This window comes from Curtobacterium pusillum (genome assembly GCF_007680845.1).
Lineage (GTDB): Bacteria > Actinomycetota > Actinomycetes > Actinomycetales > Microbacteriaceae > Curtobacterium > Curtobacterium pusillum_B.
Map to the genome: position 1 here is coordinate 144,357 of NZ_VEIY01000002.1, position 18,484 is coordinate 162,840.

The 18,484-nt window shown below is 71.3% G+C and carries 15 protein-coding genes; 2 read left to right on the forward strand and 13 right to left on the reverse strand.

Features of this window, described 5'->3' with window-relative positions; genetic code table 11:
- Positions 1-26: 26 nt before the first annotated feature.
- From FS825_RS05040 to FS825_RS05085, 10 genes are all read right to left on the reverse strand, one after another.
- The gene (locus FS825_RS05040) at positions 27-890 is read right to left on the reverse strand and encodes an NAD(P)H-hydrate dehydratase (RefSeq protein WP_144711400.1); all 864 of its coding nucleotides are present in this window, start codon (positions 888-890) and stop codon (positions 27-29) included.
- Complete coding sequence (locus FS825_RS05045; RefSeq protein ID WP_144711401.1) at positions 880-1,629, reverse strand: histidine phosphatase family protein; 750 nt, start codon at positions 1,627-1,629, stop codon at positions 880-882. The genes FS825_RS05040 and FS825_RS05045 overlap by 11 nt, the downstream gene beginning before the upstream one ends.
- Before the next feature lie 54 nt (positions 1,630-1,683).
- Positions 1,684-2,634 (reverse strand): hypothetical protein, encoded by a 951-nt coding sequence (locus tag FS825_RS05050; protein WP_144711402.1) that lies wholly within the window; start codon positions 2,632-2,634, stop codon positions 1,684-1,686.
- A gap of 311 nt (positions 2,635-2,945) precedes the next feature.
- Positions 2,946-6,056, reverse strand: a complete 3,111-nt coding sequence (locus FS825_RS05055) for an alpha-mannosidase (protein WP_144711403.1) — start codon at positions 6,054-6,056, stop codon at positions 2,946-2,948.
- A gap of 52 nt (positions 6,057-6,108) precedes the next feature.
- Positions 6,109-6,939 (reverse strand): carbohydrate ABC transporter permease, encoded by an 831-nt coding sequence (locus FS825_RS05060; protein WP_186377118.1) that lies wholly within the window; start codon positions 6,937-6,939, stop codon positions 6,109-6,111.
- 68 nt (positions 6,940-7,007) lie between these two features.
- Positions 7,008-7,958, reverse strand: coding sequence for a carbohydrate ABC transporter permease (locus FS825_RS05065; protein ID WP_144711404.1), 951 nt, complete (start codon positions 7,956-7,958; stop codon positions 7,008-7,010).
- Positions 7,959-8,072: 114 nt separating this feature from the next.
- Positions 8,073-9,428: an extracellular solute-binding protein gene (locus FS825_RS05070; RefSeq protein ID WP_144711405.1), complete on the reverse strand. Its 1,356-nt coding sequence runs from the start codon at positions 9,426-9,428 to the stop codon at positions 8,073-8,075.
- A 191-nt stretch (positions 9,429-9,619) separates the two neighbouring features.
- A complete protein-coding gene (locus FS825_RS05075; RefSeq protein ID WP_144711406.1) occupies positions 9,620-10,459 on the reverse strand; it encodes a PhzF family phenazine biosynthesis protein in 840 nt (279 codons plus the stop codon).
- Positions 10,460-10,709: 250 nt separating this feature from the next.
- Entirely contained in the window at positions 10,710-13,124 is a 2,415-nt protein-coding gene (locus FS825_RS05080) for a lamin tail domain-containing protein (protein ID WP_144711407.1), read from the reverse strand.
- Positions 13,125-13,327: 203 nt separating this feature from the next.
- A complete protein-coding gene (locus FS825_RS05085; RefSeq protein ID WP_144711408.1) occupies positions 13,328-14,569 on the reverse strand; it encodes an ROK family transcriptional regulator in 1,242 nt (413 codons plus the stop codon).
- A 108-nt stretch (positions 14,570-14,677) separates the two neighbouring features.
- Here FS825_RS05085 and FS825_RS05090 point away from each other — a divergent pair, with 108 nt between their 5' ends.
- Positions 14,678-15,133, forward strand: coding sequence for a GNAT family N-acetyltransferase (locus FS825_RS05090; RefSeq protein WP_144711409.1), 456 nt, complete (start codon positions 14,678-14,680; stop codon positions 15,131-15,133).
- Positions 15,134-15,135: 2 nt separating this feature from the next.
- Entirely contained in the window at positions 15,136-15,510 is a 375-nt protein-coding gene (locus FS825_RS05095) for an MGMT family protein (RefSeq protein ID WP_144711410.1), read from the forward strand.
- 8 nt (positions 15,511-15,518) lie between these two features.
- Here the strand turns inward: FS825_RS05095 and FS825_RS05100 are convergent, their stop codons facing one another.
- The 3 genes from FS825_RS05100 to FS825_RS05110 form a co-directional block, all read right to left on the reverse strand.
- On the reverse strand, positions 15,519-16,103 hold the full coding sequence (locus FS825_RS05100) for an acyltransferase (RefSeq protein WP_222126890.1): 585 nt from the start codon (positions 16,101-16,103) through the stop codon (positions 15,519-15,521).
- 109 nt (positions 16,104-16,212) lie between these two features.
- The gene (locus FS825_RS05105; protein ID WP_186377080.1) at positions 16,213-16,638 is read right to left on the reverse strand and encodes a DUF805 domain-containing protein; all 426 of its coding nucleotides are present in this window, start codon (positions 16,636-16,638) and stop codon (positions 16,213-16,215) included.
- Positions 16,639-16,675: 37 nt separating this feature from the next.
- Entirely contained in the window at positions 16,676-18,484 is a 1,809-nt protein-coding gene (locus FS825_RS05110; RefSeq protein ID WP_144711850.1) for an ABC transporter ATP-binding protein, read from the reverse strand.

Genomic DNA, 18,484 nt, shown 5'->3' on the forward strand with positions numbered 1-18,484 from the left:
GGGCCGAGCGCGGGGCCGGGCGCGGGTCAGGCGCCGAGTTCGACCAGCACGCGCGGGATCTCGGTGACGAGTTCGCTCGCCAGGTACCCGAGCGGGCCGACGTGCACGGCCAGCCGATCGCCGGCCGCGGCGTGCACGTACGAGGCCCACGCCACCGCCTGTGCCGGTTCTGCTCCGCGCGCGAGCAGACCGACGACCGCGCCGGAGAGCACGTCGCCGCTGCCGCTCGTCCCCAGGCCGCCGGACCCGGTGCCCTTGATCCACGTCCGGCCACGGGGCGTCGCGATGGCGTCCCCGAGTGCGACGACGGCACCGAACCGTTCGGCGATCGCCATCGCGTCCGCCACGGTGTCGTCGCTGCACGGACGTCCGAGCAGTCGTTCCGCCTCACCGCTGTTCGGCGTCATGACCAGCCGCTCGCGGAGGGGCCGCAGCTCGTCGCGGACGTCGGCGGCGACCCCGAGCGCGAAGGCGTCGAGCACGACCAGCGTGTCCGGCCCGACGGCATCGGCGATCCCGGCGACGAGGTCACGTGTCCCGTCGGGCTCGTCGAGTCCCGGGCCGACGAGGACGGCGTCCGCGCTGCCGAGCGCATCGACGATCCCCTCGACGGCGCCGACCGCGACGTGCCCGTCCTGGTCCTCGTCGAGCGGCTCGACGCCCGACTCCGGGACGGCCACGGCGACCTCGTGGGCGACGCTCCGTGCGACCGCCAGGGTCAGGCGGCCGGCACCGACTCGGAGCGCAGCCAGCGACGAGAGCATCGCGGCACCCGGCGTCCGGGCAGCGCCACCGACCACGAGCACCTGCCCGCGGCCGTACTTGCCGGCGCCGGGCTCGGGGAGCGGCCAGTCGCGGAGGAAGTTCGGGGTGATCGGATCAGCTGACATGGGCGTCGTCCTTCTCGCCGCTGTGCTCGGTGACCTCGGCGTCGGGGTCCTCGGCGATGTGCTCGACCGCGGAGAACTCCTCGAGCGTCCACGGTGCACCGACCGCATCACGACGGAGTCGGGTGAGTGAGGCGTTCGCGACCGTGTGCGTCCGGGCGAACTCCATGAGCGTCGGTTCGTCGAGGTCGAGGCAGACCGCGACGGTCAGCATGACGATGGCGTCGTGCGCGGCGACCACCAGCCGCTCCGTGTCCGGCAGCCGGTCGACGTCGGCGAGCAGCGATCGCAGCCGGAGCATGACGTCGGCCCACGACTCACCGCCGGCCGGTCGGTGGTAGTACTTGCCGAGCCACTCGCGGCGACGCTCCTCGTCCGGGTACCGGTTGCGCACCCCTTGCCGGGTGAGCAGGTCGAGGACCCCGAGTTCACGGTCCCGCAGGCGCTCGTCCACCCGTCTCGCCGGCTCGGTGAGACCGCCTTCGGCGAGCGCGATGCCGATCGTCTGCTGCGCGCGGAGGTACGGCGACACCCACAGCGCCACCGGGACGTCGTCGACCCCGCGGGACGCGAGTTCGTTCCCGAGCGCGCGGGACTGGTCCTCGCCGAGCGGGCTCAACGGGACGTCAGCATCCCGGTGCCCGGCATCGATGACGTCGTCCCCTGCGGCTTCGGCGCGGGCAGCGGCGACGTTCGCCTCGGACTCCCCGTGGCGCACGAGCCAGATCTCCTTGACAGCCATGCCGCCACCGTATCGACGGCTCGCTGGAACGGTTCCCGAGCAGTACTCGACCACTCATCCCCGTGCGCTCCGCGTCGGACGCACTGCGCACGCGAGGCCGACGCCCCGGAGCCGCAGCGCGAGCGCATCGAGGTCGAACAAGCCCCGCCACTCGAGGCGCACGATCGTCCGGCCACCCGGCACTGTCAGCAGGAGCTCGTGGCGACGCTTCTCGTCGACGAACACCTCGGTGGGGGTGCGTCCGTTCCGGTACCGAGCCTGGGTGTACTTCGCGCGCCCGTCGATCTCGACCACCACGCCGACGTCCGGGAACCAGAAGTCCACGGCGAACCGCCGGCCACCGACCTCGAACTCCTGCTGGAGCACGGGCGCGGTCACTCCGAGCTCGTGGAACACCACGCGGGCGAGCGACTCGGCCGGAGAACCGGATCGACCGTCGGCGAGGTCGAGGACCCGCGCGGCCACTGCACGCGCTCGGGCCAGTGGGGGCACCGTGGAGCGGAGCGCCTCGATGCTGGTGCCGCGACGGAGGGCTGCATCGGCGACGACGACCGCGGCGCGGACGTCCCCGCTCAACGCGATGTCCGACACCGTCCTCGGGAGGGTCGTGACCGAGAGTCCGCCCGTATCCAGGCGCTCGTGCTCCGGGACGGCGCGAGTGTGCAGGACGAGGTCGGCGGTCCGCTGTCGGTACATCGACTCCGGCACCGTGGCGTGCACCGGCGCTTCCCAACCGTGCAGCGACGGGAGTCCGTGGATGGCCACGGCGGACACGTGCGAGGCCGCGGCGCCGACACCGAGCCGACCGAGCCTGGCGTGCACACGGGTCACGTACTGTCGCCGCGGCCCCGCCGAGTCCCAGAGGTCACCGCGCACGAACGCGTTCGGCCCCACCTTGACGAGCCTGCCCGGCCCGTCCATGCGGGTTCGGCGGCGCAGGGTGGTCGGGTCGAGGCCGGCCTCACGCATCTGGGAGGCCCTGAGGATCGGGAGCGGTTCGTCCATGGCTGCACGATGCCCGACCACCACCCGTCGCCGGACCCTGAGCCCGATCTCTGTGGACGGCCGCTCGCTCCTCCCGCCCTGTGGAGGAGGACGTTTCCTTCCCAGAACGCTCGCGATGGAATGGGGAACCGGGCATACCTGCCGAAACGGAACGACCCGGTACGCCCGATTCCACCAGGTACGCCCGATTCCACCAGGCACCCGCCCCCGCCCGGCCCGCCCGGCCGCCCGACCCCGCACGCAGCACGGCGCCGGACGGAACGCACCCGTGTCCCGTCCGGCGCCGCGGTCTCCCGGCCGGACCCGCTGCCTCAGGCCCGACGTACCCGCAGGGTGACGATCTCGAAGGGCCGGAGCGTGAGCACGACCGGCTCCCCCGACTCCCACGTGTCCCCGGACGGGCGTTCCAGCAGGTCCACCGCCACCACCTCGGCGACGTCGAACCCGAAGTCCACACCGACGTCGGCCGCGCGACCGCCCGACGCCTCGTACAGCCGCACGACGACGTCGCCGGAGCGGTCCTCGGCGAGCTTCACCGCCTCGACGAACACCTGCGGCGACGACACCGTGACCAGCGGCGACACCTCGCTCGACCCGGCGACCGTCCGCACCGGCAGGTTGAGCCGGTAGCCGGAGTCCGCGGCGTCGAGCACCGACGGCGCGATCCGCAGCACCGTCCGGAACACGTGGTGCCCCTGGTCGGCGTTCGGGTCCGGGAACGTCGGCGCGCGCAGCAGCGATTCGCGCACGAGCGTCGTGGTCCCACCGTCGGGCCGGGTGTTCCGGGTGATGTCGTGTCCGTACGTCGAGTCGTTCGCGACGGCGACCCCGAACCCGGGCTCGCCGACGTGCACCCAGCGGTGGGCGCTCGTCTCGAACCGTGCCATGTCCCACGAGGTGTTCTGGTGCGTCGGCCGGTCGATGTGCCCGAACTGGATCTCGCTCGAGGCCGAAGCCGCGCGGACGTCCAGCGGGAACGCGAGCTTGAGCAGCTTCTGGTGCTCGTGCCACTCGACCTCGGTCTCGATGGCGAGCTCCGGCTGCCCGGCGGTCGCCGAGAACCGTGTGGTGATCGACGACGAACCGAACGGTCGGACGACCACGAGTTCGTCGCCGGAGGCGGAGATCGACACGGACGTCGCCGCCACGACCGTCCCGTTCCGCTGGTACGCGCGGTCGATGTCCCACGCCTCCCACTGGTTCGGGGTGTCCCGGAACACGGTGTACTCGGCCGCCACGACGCCGGGCGCGACCGCGTCGCGTCCGGTCGCGTGGTCGACGAGCGACACGACGTGGCCGTCGTCGTTGATGGTCGCCGTGACGACGCCGGTGTCGAAGACGAAGCGGTCGCCGTTCCGGACGGGAGGCACGGCTCGCGGCTCCTCGCCGAGCGAACCTCCCAGGGCGGTCACGTCTCCCGCCGCGACCGGTGCGGCGTTGAACCGCACGACGGTCCCGACCGAGGCACCGCCGCCGACGGCGTCGCCGGACGGCGCGTCGAGCAGGGCGCTGCCGCCGGCCACGGAGGACGAGGACGCGGCCACGCCGGCGAGCGCCGCTGCTCCGCCGTTCGCGAGCGCGGTGGTGGCGTTCCCGATCAGTCCCTCGAGCACGGACGCGACGCGGGCGTAGTTCTCCTCGGCGTTCTCGTAGACCCAGGCGATCGACGATCCCGGCAGGATGTCGTGGAACTGCTGCAGGAGGACGGTGTGCCAGGCCTCCTCGAGCTCCTCGTACGGGTAGTCGAGCCCGAGCCGGACCGCCGCCGTGGACGCCCAGAGCTCGGCCTCGCGCAGGAGGTGCTCGGAGCGACGGTTCCCCTGCTTCGTGCGGATCTGGGACGTGTACGTGCCGCGGTGGAACTCGAGGTACATCTCCCCCGACCACACGGCGGGCGTCGGGAGGGCCTCCTCGAGCTCCTCGAACACCTGCGCCGGGGTGCCGAGGTCGACCCGGGGCGAGCCGTCCAGGTCGTGCTGGCGCCGGGCTGCGGCGACCATCTCGCGGGTGGGGCCGCCACCGCCGTCGCCGAAGCCGTAGAGGAGCATCGAGGTGTTCGCGACGCCGCGCTCCTTGTTCTGCCGTTCGCCGCGGTGCAGGTCCGCCGGGGAGACGTCCGAGTTGTAGGTGTCCGCCGGGGGCAGGTGGGTCAGGACCCGGGAGCCGTCGATGCCCTCCCAGTGGAAGGAGGTGTGCGGGATGACGTTCGTCTCGTTCCACGACGGCTTCTGGGTGACGAACCACTTCGAGCCCGCGGCCCGGACGATCTGGGGCAGGGCACCGGTGTACCCGAACGAGTCGGGCAGCCAGGCCTCGGGGGTGTCGACGCCGAACTCCTCGAGGAAGAACCGCTTGCCGGCGACGAACTGCCGGGCGAGCGCTTCGCCACCGGGCAGGTTCGTGTCCGACTCGACCCACATGCCGCCGACCGGGATCCACCGGCCCTCGGCGACCCGCTCCTTGATGCGGGCCCAGATCGACGGGTAGCCGTCACGGATCCACGCGTACTGCTGCGCCGAGGAGCACGCGAACGTGAAGTCCGGGTCGCGGTCCATCAGGTCGAGCACGTTCGAGAACGTCCGGGCGCACTTGCGGATCGTCTCGCGCACCGGCCAGAGCCAGGCGGAGTCGATGTGCGCGTGCCCGACCGCGACCGCGCGGTGTGCGGCGACGCTGGCGGGGACGGCGAGCGCCGGCGCGAGCACGGCCCGGGCGTCCGCCGCGGTCCCGGCGACGTCGTCGGGGTCGAGGGCGTCGGCCGCGAGTTCGAGCGCACGGAGGATGTCCGCGCCCCGGGTCCCGTCGGTCGGCAGCTCGGCCATGAGTCCGCGGAGGACCCAGAAGTCCTGCTGGAGCTCCCACACGGTGTCGTCCCGCTCGACGAGCTCGATCGCCCGCACGCGGTAGATCGGCTCCGTCCCGGCGGTGGACCGGGATCCGAGCGGGGTCGCCCCCTGGAAGCTGTCGCCGCCGATGTCCGGGTTCGCGGCGGCCTCGACGTAGAGCTCGAACGACTCGCCGGGGCCGACCTCGAGGGGCACCGTGTCGTTCCGCGGCTCGATGCCCTTGATCGTCGACCCGTCCGGACGCCACGCGAGCCCCTCGGCCTGGAACCCGGGGTGCCGCTTGGTGAACCCGAGGTCCACGAGCAGTTCGGCGGTCGTGCCCGGGCCGGTCCCGAAGTCCGCCGGCACGGTGCCGCGGATCCGGAACCACGTCGTCCCCCAGGGTCGTCCGCCCCAGGTGCCGCCGTCGAACGGTCCGTAGTCGGCCGCGACCGCGACGTCGAACGGCACCGGTTCGTCCGGCACGGTCCAGGCCGCGACCTCCACCGGGACGGAGCGGCGGTGGACCGCCGGGTCGATGCGGTCCCGGACGAGCCGGGCGATCCTGGCTTCGACGAGGGGTTCGTCGTGGTGCATGGAGTTGGTTCCTTTCCAGCGGGGTCAGCGGTGACGGTCGGCAGGGTGGGCGTCAGCCCTTGATGCCACCGGCGAGGGCGTTGCCGCCGCCGAGGCCCCGGGACACGATCACGTAGAGGGCGATGACGGGCACCGAGTAGATGATCGAGAAGGCCGCGAGCTGCCCGTACGCTACCGCCCCGTACTGCCCGAAGAAGTTGAAGATGCTCACCGCAGCGGGCACCTTGTCGGGCGAGAGCAGCAGGACGAACGGGACGAAGAAGTTCCCCCACGCCTGGATGAACACGAAGATGAACACCACCGCGATGCCCGGGCGCATGAGCGGCACGACGATGCGCCACAGCGTGGTGAGCATCGAGGCGCCGTCCGTCCACGCCGCTTCCTCGAGGGAGATCGGCACGCCGTCCATGAAGTTCTTCGCCATCCAGATGGCCATGGGCAGCGAGGTCGCGGCGAGGAAGAAGATGCAGCCCCACACGTTGTCGATGAGGTTGAGTGACACGAACAGGGCGTAGACGGGCACCATCATCGCGGTGATCGGCAGGCCGGTCCCGAACAGGATCCCGTAGAGGAACGGCTTGTTGACCCGCATCTTGTAGCGGGACAGCGGGTACGCCGCCAGGATCGCGACGACGACCGTGACGACCGCCGTGCCGCCGGAGAGCAGCAGGCTGTTCGCGAGCGGGACGAACGACAGCTCGGGCGTGAGCACCTTCGTGAAGTTGTCGAGCGTGAAGTGCGACGGCACCTTCACCGACAGGGAGGCGTCGGGGTCGACGGACGCGAGCACGAGCCACAGCAGCGGCACCGCGAAGCACACCGCGATGACGAGCAGCACCATGTTCGACACCCACCGCATGGTCCGCCCCCGCGGGGAGGTCATGTGCAGCGCGCCGGGCGCGGTCACCGATCGGGTCGTGGTCTGGTCGAGGGACGGGGCAGTGATGGCCATCAGTCCACCTCCGGCTTCAGGGCCTTGATGTAGATGATCGAGAACACCGCACCGACGACGAGCAGGATCGTGGCGATCGCCGTCCCGAAGCCGAGCTGCGAGAACTTGAACGCCTCCTGGTAGGCGAGGATCGGCAGGGTCGAGGAGTCGGTGCCGGGGCCGCCCGCGGTCATCACGTAGATGAGCGTGAACACCGACAGCGTCTGCAGTGTCGTGAGCATGAGGTTCGTCGAGATCGACCGGCGGATCACCGGCAGCGTGATGTAGACGAGCCGTTGCCAGCCCTGGGCGCCGTCGACCTCGGCGGACTCGGTGATCTCCTCGGGGACCTCCTGCACGGCGGCGGAGTACACGAGCATCGAGAACGCGGTGCCGCGCCAGATGTTCGCCAGGATCACCGCGAGCATCGGGTACGTGTAGAGCCAGTTCGGGCCGTTGATCCCGATGCCGCCGAGGAACTCGTTGAGCGTGCCCTTGTCGTTGAAGAACGCGTACGCCGCGAACGACGCCACGATCTCGGGCAGCACCCACGCGGCGACGACGAAGGTGCCGACGATCGCGCGGACCGCCTTGTTCGCGTTCCGCATGAGCAGTGCGAGGCCGAGCCCGAGCACGTTCTGGCCCACCACCGCGGAGGCGAGCAGGAACACGATGGTCAGGATGACGGACTTCGGGAAGTCCGGGTCCTGGAACAGCTCGACGTAGTTCTTGAGGCCGACGAACTGCTGGTCGGCGGCGCCGACACCGGTCAGCGCCGAGTTGGTGAACGACCCGTAGAACGACGAGATGACCGGGCCGAGCAGGAAGATGACGAGGAGGACGACGGCGGGGAGGAGCGGGACCGCTCGTCCCACGTTCCGCAGCGGCTTCCGCTTGCGCGGGACCGGCGGATCGGTGCGCTTCGGCGCACCGGGTGCCGACAGCGTCGGCGCGAGGGGGGTGCTGGACACGGGTGGTTGCCTTCCGGGTGCGGAGGGGGTTCCGAAGGTGGGTGGGAGCGGACTGGAGGCGCGGCGCACGACGCGAGCCGCGCCTCCAGTTGCGTCAGGTGGTCACCGCAGCGATCAGCCGGAGGTGGTGTGGTCCTTGCCGACCACGCCGACGACCGTCTTGTCGTAGGCAGCAGCGGCTTGCTTCGGCGTCTGCTGACCGGTCATCACCGACTCCATCGCGACCTGGATGGCGTTCGAGACCTGCGAGTAGTCACTCGTCGCCGGGCGGAAGTTCGTGTGTTCCACGAGCCCGGAGAAGAACTTGAACGTCGGGTTGGACGCGTCGTAGGTCGGGTCCTCGGCGACGTCCTTGCGGACGGCGATCTGGCTGTTCTCGATGTCGTACTTCAGCGACCCCTTCTGGTTGAGGAAGGTCGAGATGAAGTCGAACGCGGCCTGCGGGTCCTTCGAGTTCTTGCCCACTGCGAGGGTCCAGCCGCCGGACATCGAGTTGTAGCCCGGTTCCTGGCCGTTCTGCGTCGGCATCGGCGCCTGACCCATGACCTTGGACCAGTCAGCCCACGGCGCGGTGCCGGACTTCAGCCACGTGCCGGACTGCCACGATCCGTCGAGGTCGATCGCGAGCTGGCCCTTGGGGAGCCAGGTCTGCGCGATCGTCGTGCCGACCTGGCTGTCGAGCGCCTGCTGCGGTGTCGGGCCGAGGCCGCCCTGGTAGACGTCCTTCACGAACTGGAGCGAGTCCTGGAACTGCTTCGAGTCCGTGACCCACTTCTTGTCCTTGTAGAGCGTGTTGCCGGAGCCGTCCGCGCCGTACAGGAGCATCTCGAAGCCCTGCATCGTCGACGCCTCGCCCTGGGGCTTGCCCGAGTAGAGGTTGAACGGGATGACGCCCGGGTCCTTCTGCTTGATCGTCTTCGCCGCGGCGAGCACGTCGTCCCAGGTCTTCGGCTGCCACGGCACGGGCAGGCCGACCTTCTGGAAGATCTCCTTGTTGTACCAGAGGGCCCGGGTGTCGGTGCCCATCGGGATGCCGTAGGTCTTGCCGTCGACGCCTTCGCCGGCCTGCTTGGCGTTGTCGTAGAACTGGCTCCAGTCCTTCCACTTCGCCGTGTACTTGTCGAGCGGCAGGAGGTAGCCGGCCTGCGCGTCGGCCTTGATGAGGAAGGTGTCCTCGTACATGACGTCCGGCGCGGTGGCCGGGGCCTTGTTCATGAGGGCGAGCTTCGTGTAGTAGTCGTTCTCCTGCGCCTGGATCGGCACGAGTTCGACCTTCTTGCCCGGGTTCGCCTTCTCGTACTCCTTCTTGACGACCTTCATCTGGGCGTCGAGCTGCTGGAAGGCGCCGAACTTCTGGTACGCGATCTTGATCGTGTCGCTCGAGGCGGACCCCGAGCTCGAGCAGCCAGCCAGACCGACGGCGGCGACTGCCACGGCGACGAGTCCGGCGATGATGCGGGTGCGTTTCATCGGTGCTCCTTTGCACGGGTGATGTCCGCGGGCTCCATCACCCGCGGCGCACAGTTAGTCCACCGTATTGACTTATTGCTGTCAAGGCCTTTTTCCCCGGAACCTGGTTCCGGACACAGCACCGCGCTCGTTCACGATGCTGTGTCCGGAACCTGGTGCGCTCGCCGGGCCGGGACGTCGGTGGGCCGCGGTCAGATGCGCGCGGCGCCGCCCGTGACCGTGATGCCGCCCGCGGCGGGCACGTCGACGAGCAGGATGCTCGGGCGCCCGACGTGCCGACCCTGGCGGATCACCACGCGGTCGTCCGGCACGACGGCCCCGACCTCGCGCAGGTACGCCCCGGTCGCCGCCGCGGCCGAACCCGTCGCCGGGTCCTCGGTGATGCGTCCGACCGGGAAGAGGTTGCGCGCCTCGTACTCCAGCGGCCCGGTCCGGTGCAGCACCGTGACGGTCCCGGACCACCCGCCCTCGAGCATGAGCTCCGCGAGGGGCGCCGGCGCGAAGCGGAACTGGTGGAACAGCTCCTCGTCGGCGAGGACGATCACCGGGTGCCAGTTGCCCGCGAAGGACTCCAGGACCGGGAACCCCTCGGCGACGTCGTCCGGCACCAGCCCGAGCAGCGCGAACAGCCGGTCCCGCAAGCCCGGGTCGAGGGGTCGCACGCTCGGCTCCACGCTCGTCATCGCGACCTGCACACTGCCGTCCGGTGCGGCCGTCGCGTCGAGGGCGACCTCCCCCGCCGCCGTCGTGAACACCCGTCGCCCGAGGCCGTCCCGCTCCGCCAGGACCACCGCGGTGGCGATCGTGGCGTGGCCGCAGAAGGGGACCTCCGCTCCCGGCGAGAAGTACCGGACCCTCGGGCCGGTCTCCGTCTCCCCGACGACGAACGCGGTCTCGGGGTAGGCCACGTCGCGGGCGATGGCGAGCATCTCGTCGTCTCGGAGGCCGGCGGCGTCCAGCACGATGCCGGCGGGGTTGCCACCGCCCGGCTCGGAGGCGAACGCGGTGTACCGGAGGATCTCGACGCTCATGCTGCGACGGTAGCGCCCGGCACGGCTGTCGGGCGCGGGCCGATCCCCGGCGGGTGGCCTGCGCGGGCGGGGTACCCGGGCTGGTCCGGGTGCGGGTCGAACCGGGCGTACCCGGTCGAATCGGGCGTACCTGGCAGAACGGTTCGACCAGGTACGCCCGATTCCGTAAGCCACGCCCGGTTCCGCCCGGGGACACGACGGACGGGAGGCGCGGTGCCAGCCCGCACCGCGCCTCCAGACCGTCAGGCGGTCACGCAGCCGCGCGCACCCCGCGGCGGCGCCGGACGACCAGCACGCCCGCGCCGGCGGCCACGAGCAGTAGCGCCGCGGCGAGCCCTCCCGTCAGGTCCGCACCCGTGAACGCCAACTCCCCCGTCACCGGGTCGATCGTGATCGCCGTCCACCCGATCAACGACCCGTCAGCAGCCGTCACCGCCAACCGGTGCGCACCGGCCGTGGCATCAGCGGGGATCGTCACCCGCACCGTCCCGTCCGCAGCGACCGTCACCGTGCCGAGCAACGTCGGCTCGGAGAACAACCACACACTGACCCGCTGCCCCGCGAACGCCGCACCAACCCCGACCGTGATCGTCTCCCCCGGACGAGCCGACGCCGGCGCCGACACCGAACCACGGTTCCCGGCCGTCAGCGACGACTCCGACGGCGAAACCGGTGACGTAACCGGAACCGGAACCGCACCCGCGCCACCACCCGGCGTCGGAACCGGCGTCGGGGTCGGCGTCGAGCCCCCACCTCCCGGAGTCCCACCACCAGGAGCACCGCCATCACCACCGCCGTCACCACCGCCGTCACCGGGCGCGGAGGACTCGCACGGGTACGTCCCGGTCCGGAACGAGAACCCGTCGGTGTCGTTGTCGTCGGCGTAGAAGGTCGCCCGCGCCCCGTCCGTGCAGACGCCCGAGATCGCGAAGCCCTCGTTCGCCAGGGTCCGGTCGGCCGCCGAGGGTGCTTCGTACACGGTCGTCGCACTGAACGCACCGTCGGTCACCTCGTAGAGCGCCGTCCGACCGGAGCAGGCGTCGTCGCAGACCACCCAGAGCGCGTCGAGCGTCGGGTCGAACTGGACGTCCGCGACGACGGCGAACGGCGTCGTGATCGTGGCGACGCGCTGGAACGAACCGTCGTCCATGAGGGCGTAGGCGTACACGCTCGCGGTCCCCTCGACCCCGACGACGAACAGCCCGCCGCCGTGCCCCGCGTACGTCGACGGCGAGTACGCGGCACCGGTGTGCTCGTCCGCGAAGCCGTGTGCGGTGAGCCAGGAGTCGGGGATCCAGGTGACGCCCTCGAGGCCGGCGTTCGCGCCGAGCCCCGGGAAGTCCGCCGCAAGGTTCCACTCGTCGGTGGCGTCCAGCGTCTTCTGGGATCCGTCGGTCGTGGCGAAGCGCAGCACCGCGGGGCGGCTGGTCCCGGACACGTCGTTGTCCCGCTCGGTCGACACGTACACGGCGCCGGGGTCGTCCGAGGTCACGGTCACGCCCTCGGCGTCCGGGGTACCCGATCCGTCGGCGTAGTGCAGCTCGGTGCCCGATGTGTTCGACGGCGCCCAGCCGCCCTTGCCGTCCGAGAGGATCCGGTAGAGCAGGCCGTCGCCGTTCTGCACGGCCCAGAGCTGCCCCGGCGACGAGGACGAGGACGTCGACGGAGTGGCCTCCGTCCAGTCGATCCCGCTCAGGTCGCCGGTGAAGGTGTCCTCGTCGTCGAGCACGGTCTCGTCCGGGCCGCCGGGCCAGGCCTCGGCCGTGACGACCCCGGCGAACCGGTTCGCAGCGCCCTTCGTCGGCGCGGACGTGTCGGCGAACGCCCCGGTCCCGTCGGGGTTCCGGCCGTACGTCGAGGCGGCGTGTGCGGTCCACTGGTACGAGTCGACGAGCTGGCCGCGGGGGTCGAAGAGCCGAGCGGCGTCGGCCTTCCCCAGCCCGAAGCCGAAGTCGGCTTCGTCCAGCACGGTGAAGCCACCCGGTGCGACGGTCGTGCCCGCGGGGATCGTGTACGCGTGGTCGTCCTCGCTGTCCTCGAAGACGTACCCGCCGAGGTCGACGGTGGTCGTGCCGACGTTCGTCAGCTCCACCCAGTCGCCCGGGGTGCCGCCGTCGGACTCGACCTCGTTGATGCGCACCGGCGAGGAGCAGTCGTTCGCCGCACCCTTCGTCGACGCGGTGGTGTCCACGAGTGCGCCGGTGCCGTCCGGGCAGCGGCCGTACGTCACCGCCGCGTGTGCCGTCCACGAGTACCGGAGCACGAGTGTGCCGGACCGGTCGTACACCCGAGCGGTGTCCGCTCCGCCGAGCCCGAAGGTGAACCCGGGACTCGTGCCCGAGGCGCCGTCGATGACGAAGTACCCGCCCGCGGCGATCGTCGAGCCGGCCGGCAGGAGGTACGGGTCGTGCGAGCTGTCGTCGTCGAGGAACGCGTAGCCGGACAGGTCGATCGCCGTCGTCGAGGTGTTCTTGAGTTCGACCCAGTCGGTGTCGTCGCCGTTCGACTCGACCTCGTTGACGACGAGGCCGTTCGCGGCAGCGGCCCCGACGGAGGGGTCGTCGTCACCGACGGCAGCGGTGGCGGGCGTCGCGGTCAGCAGGCAGGTCGCGACGACGAGACCGGCGGCGATCGATGCGCCGGTGCGCAGGGCTCGGGGGTGCATGCGGAGTCCTCCGGAGGACGTGAGGGGGCGGGTACCTGCACGACTGTTCAGCACCCGGGCGTCCGGCCGGTGGCGACCAGGTGAACGACGGGTGTCGCGGGTCCGGAGCGCACCCGACGACGGACGGGAGGCACGGCGCGGGCCCGCCCCGCGCCTCCCGTCCGGCGGTGGTCGCGACCACCCCCGGACGCACGCCGGTCGTGTCAGCGCCGGATGAGGAGCGCGCTGGCGCGCGGCGACAGCGCCGCGTCGAGCACGAGGCAGGCGGCGCCGACGGCGGCGACGTCCGCGCCGCGATCACTCTCGTCGACGACCACCGGGTGCTTCGGCACCAACAGCGGCGACTCGACGATCGCTGCCCGGGCCGCCGGCAGCGCCGCCCTCGCCACCCGTGACCAGAACGGCCCGCCGAACACCACGCGGTCGATGTCGAGCAGGTTCACGATGAGCACGACCGCGTTGCCCATGACGGTGCCGGCGTCCTCGGCGAGGCCGATCGCCACGGGGTCCCCCGACTCGATGGCCGAGGCGAGGCCGTCCCACGCGCGGTCCACCGACTCGACGTCCGACGGAGCTTCGAGCGGGAGTCCGCGGCTCCGCGCGATCTGCACCAGACGGTCCGGCGCGACGGCGGCGCCGACCTCACCCCGGGAGCCGGCACTGTCCGGCGTCCCGGCGAGCGCTCCCTGGTCGACCATGATGTGCCCGGCGTCGCCCGCGTTCGACCCGACACCGCGCACGGGCTCGTGGTCGACCGCGAGTCCCACGCCGAAGCCGGTGCCGAAGTAGACGAACGCGAAGTTCCGCGCCGAGGACTCCCCCGCCAGGAACATCTCGCCGACGACCGCCGCTGTGACGTCCTTCTCGAGCAGCACCGGGTAGCCCGTCGCGTCGGCGAGCGCGTCGCGGAGCGGCACGTCGCGCCAGCGCGGCAGGAACGGCGGGTCGAGCACGACGCCGGCGTCGACGTCGATCGGCCCCGGGCTGGCGATGCCGACCCCGAGCACGGCGTCCACGTCGACCTGCGCGTCGGACACCAACCCGTCGACGGCGCTCGCGATGGTCCGGACGACCTCGGACGGATCATCGGCGGTCGGCGTCGACGTCGTGGTCGAGGCGACCACGGTCCCCGCGAGGTCGAGCAGCACGTACGTCACGACCGCGGGGTCGACGTGCACCCCGACCGCGTACCGACTGCTGGCCTCGAGCCGGAGGATCGTCCGGGGCTTGCCGCGCCCGGACACCACGGTGCCGGACTCCGCGATCATCCCCGCCTCGATGAGGAACCGCGTGACGTTCGACACGGTCTGGGCGCTGAGACCGGTGCGGGAGGCGAGCTCCACCCGGCTGAGCCCGTCGGGTGAGCGACGGACCGCGTCGAGCACGACGGTGCGGTTGAACCCACCGATCGACGGGAGGTTCGCCCCGCGCCGGTGTTCTGCCATGCCGCGACCATACCGCGCTGCTGCACGCCGCCGGGCGCGACAACGGTGCGGTATCGGTCTCTGCGGCTTGCTGGCCCCCGCACGGGTCGCACGGATACCCTGAGCGACATGACGGACCTCCGCCTCGAAGAACTCTCCGCGTCGACCGCTGCGGCGGCCAACTCCCTGACGCTCAAGCCCGGTCAGGAGCAGTTCGTGCAGCCGACGACGTACGCGGTCGCGGAGTCCGACGTGAAGCCGAGTTCGGCGTGGACCCGCGTGGTCCTCGACGGTGACGAGGTCGTCGGCATGATCATCGGCACCTTCGACGAGGACAACTCCGAGGAAGAACTCCGGAGCGCGATCTGGCGCGTGAACGTGTCGGCGTCGGCGCAGGGTCGCGGGGTCGGCCGGTTCGCGGTGCACGGTCTGGCGGACGAAGCCCGCAGCCGGGGCCTCGAGCGCCTGACGGTCGTGTACGAGCCCGGTGGCGACGACAGCCCGGAACCGTTCTTCCGCGCGGTGGGGTTCGAGGTCGTCCGGGAGACCCAGTACGGCGACCACTTCGCGGTCCTGACGCTCTAGCCGTGCCCGCGGACGCAGCCGAAGGCGAGGCCGGCGCGGCCGACGGCTTCGGTGACGCCGGCGACTTCGGCGCTGCAGTCGCCGAGGTCGTCCGGCTCATCCCGCCCGGGCACGTGATGACCTACGGCGACGTCGCGGCGGCCCTCGGCTCCCGGGCGTCGCGTGCGGTCGGCAAGGTCATGGCGCACGAGGGCTCCGACCTCCCGTGGTGGCGGGTGGTCCGGTCCGGCGGCCTGCCCCCGGTCCACCACGAAGCCCGCGCGCACGAGCACTACCGCGCCGAGGGGACGCCGCTCGTGCAGGGCGCGACGGCCTGGAGGATCGACATGCGTCGGGCGCGCTGGTCACCGACCACGGACGCCGACGACCCGTTCTGACGCCGACGTCAGCGCACCGGCTGCGCCGGTTCGACCGTCTCCGACGCCGGCCCGAGCTCGCGGATGCGCTTCGCGGGCACGCCGCCGTACACACCGCCCGACCGCAGCGTCCCCCGCACGACCGCGCCAGCAGCCACGACCACGTCGTCCTCGATCACGGTCCCGGGCAGGACGGTGGCCCGGGCGCCGATCCACACGCGCTTCCCGATCCGCACCGGCCGGCCCTCCGGTGTGCGGTTCCACTGCCCCGCCCCGTCGAAGCCGTGGTGGCTGGTGATGATGAGCACGTCCATGCCGATCGAGGTGTCGTCACCGATGGACACCGGCGCGATGGCCTCGACGGACACCCGCTTGTTGCAGAAGACCCCGTGGCCGATCGTCAGGTTCCGCGCGGACCCCGCGAGGGCGAACCCGATCCCCGGTCCCGATCCGACGTGGGCGCCCGCGGCGAGGAGCATCGCCCGCCGCGCCACCCCGGGCAGCAGCGGCGAGCCGAGCACGCTCGTGAACACGATGTGCTCGAGCCCGTAGAGCAGGTCCTGGCGGAGGCGTGCAGCCGCTCCGGATGCGGTCGTGGTGGTGTGCTCGGTCACAGGGGAACGATAGGACGGCCCGAGCCTGCTGCGAGGAAGTCTTGCGGCTTCCCCACCGGCGATGCGGGATCACCCGACGGCGTCCGCCCTCAGGCGTCGAAGCGGGCCCTCAGGCGTCGAAGCGCGCGCCCTTCGGGTTCGTCGGCAGCAGGAACAGCACGAACAGCACGAGCGAGCCGACGCCGACGAGCACGTGCAGGAACTGCCAGAAGCCGGACAGGTTCGCGTCGTGCAGCCGCCGGGCGCCGAGGGCGAGCGAACCGACGAGCGTCGCGAGGACCCAGAGCACGAACAGGTACGAGCCGACCGGGTTCTCACCGACCGGGCTGTCCGGCGTGAAGACCTGCGGCACGAGCTGGAGGACGAGCCCGATCGCGAACGACGTGAGCCACCACCACCAGAACTCGGCGCGGGACGCTCGCCCGGTGAACACGGTGTACTTCCGCCAGAACCGTCGGACGGCCTCGGCGAAGGGTGCCCCGTAGAAGGGGTCGCGCAGGGCGACGCCGCCGGGCTGCACGCTGTCGTTGCTCATGGGACAAGCCAACCACGTCGTGCAGCCCGGCATCACCTCACACGAGCGAGTCGCGCCAGGCCGCGTGGAGCTGGGCGAACCGTCCGGTGCCCGCGATGAGGTCGTCCGGGGTGCCGTCCTCGACGATCCGTCCGTACTCCATCACGAGCACCCGGTGGGCGATCGCGACGGTGGACAGGCGGTGCGCGATGATCACGGCGGTCCGGTCGGCGAGGAGGGTCTCCAACCCCTCCTGCACGAGCCGCTCCGACGGGATGTCGAGCGACGCGGTGGCCTCGTCGAGGATGAGCACCTTCGGGTCCGCGATGAACGCCCGGGCGAACGACAGGAGCTGCCGCTGCCCGGCCGACACCCGGCCGCCGCGCTTGTTCACGTCGGTGTCGTACCCGTCGGGCAGCGCCATGATGAACTCGTGCGCGCCCACGGCCTTCGCCGCTGCCTCGATCTCGGCGCGGGAGGCCCCGGGCTTCCCGAGCGCGATGTTGTCCGCCACGGTGCCGGAGAACAGGTACGCCTCCTGCGTGACCATGACGATCGCGCGGCGCATGTCCTTCGGGTCGATGTCCCGGAGGTCCACGCCGTCGAGCTTGACCGATCCCTGCGACGGGTCGTAGAAGCGCGCCATGAGCTTCGCGAGCGTCGACTTGCCGGCACCGGTCGACCCGACGAGCGCGATCGTCTGCCCCGCCGGGATGTGCAGGTCGAACTCCGGGAGCACGACCTTGCCCTTGTTGTACGCGAACACGACGTCGTCGAAGTCCATCTTCCCGGTGGCGTCCGGCAGCTTCACCGGCTTCGCGGGGTCCGGCACGCTCGGCCGTTCCTCGAGCACGCCGGAGATCTTCTCCATCGCGGCCGAGGCCGACTGGTAGCCGTTGTAGAACATCGCGAGTTCCTGCGCCGGGTCGAAGAAGCGCTTGGCGTACAGCGCGACCGCGAGCAGCGCACCGACCTCGAGCGAACCGTCGACGATCCGGAAGCCACCGACGATCACGACCGCGGCGAGCGTGGCGTTCCCGATGAGCACGAGCACCGGGTCGAACGTCCCGAAGAGGTTGAACACCTTCGTGTTCGCCACCCGGTAGTCCTCGACGAACCCGCCGTACTCGTCACGGTTGCGGGACTCCTTGCGGAAGGCCTGCACCGCCCGGATGCCGGTCATGGTCTCGACGAAGTGCACGATCACCCGGGCCGAGGTGACACGGGTCGCCCGGAACAGGGTCTGCGAGTTCGACTGGAACCAGCGGATCAGGAACCACAGCGGCACGAGCGACACCGCGAGCACGAGCCCGGACGTCGGGTCGAGCGCCACGAGGGCGATCGCCGTGAACACCATGTAGAGCACGCCCTGGATGAGCTGGTTCAGGCCGGAGTCGAGCAGCTCCCGGATGGAGTCGAGGTCGCTCGTCTGGCGGGAGATGATCCGGCCCGACGTGTACGTCTCGTGGAACTCCAGCGAGAGCCGCTGCGTGTGCAGGAACACCCGCTTGCGGAGGTCGAACAGGATCGCCTGGCTGATCCGCGCGGCGAGCACTGTGTACCAGGCGGTGAGCACCGCGCCGAGGATCGCGACGACGACGTACGTCGCGACGACCCCGAACGCCGGCACCCAGTCGTTCCGGTCCAGCACGGCGGGCAGGGCGTTGTCGATGCCCCAGGCGATGAGCGCCGGACCGGCCACGGTCCCAGCCGTGGAGACCACCACGACGATGCCGAGCACGACGAGGCGCATCTTCAGCGGGGCCGCGAGGGACCCGAGCAGGGCGAGGGACCGGCGCCGCAGGCGCTTGCTCTCCGCCTTGGTGAAGTCCTCACGCTCCTCGCCGCGCACGCCCAGGGTGGTGAT

Coding starts and splice junctions, on each gene's coding strand:
- FS825_RS05040 (WP_144711400.1), bottom strand. CDS start 890: ATGTCAGCTGATCCGATCACCCCGAACTTCCTCCGCGACTGGCCGCTC.
- FS825_RS05045 (WP_144711401.1), bottom strand. CDS start 1,629: ATGGCTGTCAAGGAGATCTGGCTCGTGCGCCACGGGGAGTCCGAGGCG.
- FS825_RS05050 (WP_144711402.1), bottom strand. CDS start 2,634: ATGGACGAACCGCTCCCGATCCTCAGGGCCTCCCAGATGCGTGAGGCC.
- FS825_RS05055 (WP_144711403.1), bottom strand. CDS start 6,056: ATGCACCACGACGAACCCCTCGTCGAAGCCAGGATCGCCCGGCTCGTC.
- FS825_RS05060 (WP_186377118.1), bottom strand. CDS start 6,939: ATGACCTCCCCGCGGGGGCGGACCATGCGGTGGGTGTCGAACATGGTG.
- FS825_RS05070 (WP_144711405.1), bottom strand. CDS start 9,428: ATGAAACGCACCCGCATCATCGCCGGACTCGTCGCCGTGGCAGTCGCC.
- FS825_RS05075 (WP_144711406.1), bottom strand. CDS start 10,459: ATGAGCGTCGAGATCCTCCGGTACACCGCGTTCGCCTCCGAGCCGGGC.
- FS825_RS05080 (WP_144711407.1), bottom strand. CDS start 13,124: ATGCACCCCCGAGCCCTGCGCACCGGCGCATCGATCGCCGCCGGTCTC.
- FS825_RS05085 (WP_144711408.1), bottom strand. CDS start 14,569: ATGGCAGAACACCGGCGCGGGGCGAACCTCCCGTCGATCGGTGGGTTC.
- FS825_RS05090 (WP_144711409.1), top strand. CDS start 14,678: ATGACGGACCTCCGCCTCGAAGAACTCTCCGCGTCGACCGCTGCGGCG.
- FS825_RS05105 (WP_186377080.1), bottom strand. CDS start 16,638: ATGAGCAACGACAGCGTGCAGCCCGGCGGCGTCGCCCTGCGCGACCCC.